This window comes from Colwellia sp. 6M3 (assembly GCF_014077595.1).
Classification (GTDB): Bacteria; Pseudomonadota; Gammaproteobacteria; order Enterobacterales; family Alteromonadaceae; genus Cognaticolwellia.
In genome coordinates this window covers 1-243 of the sequence record NZ_JACGWF010000274.1, presented here as the reverse complement: position 1 = coordinate 243, position 243 = coordinate 1, and the positions used below count along the sequence as shown (strand labels likewise).

1 rRNA gene is annotated in these 243 nt (G+C 49.8%); it reads right to left on the bottom strand.

The features are described 5' to 3' along the window. Positions 1–23: 23 nt before the first annotated feature. Positions 24–243: ribosomal RNA gene (locus tag H4J50_RS19380) — 16S ribosomal RNA — on the bottom strand; the annotation flags it as partial.

The window sequence follows — 243 nt, the reverse complement described above, 5'->3', positions numbered from 1 at the left end:
CATTAAGCTGTTTTACTTCAAGATAAGGAGGTGATCCAACCCCAGGTTCCCCTAGGGTTACCTTGTTACGACTTCACCCCAGTCATGAATCACAAAGTGGTGACCGTCCTCCCGAAGGTTAAACTAGCCACTTCTTTTGCAACCCACTCCCATGGTGTGACGGGCGGTGTGTACAAGGCCCGGGAACGTATTCACCGTAGCATTCTGATCTACGATTACTAGCGATTCCGACTTCATGGAGTC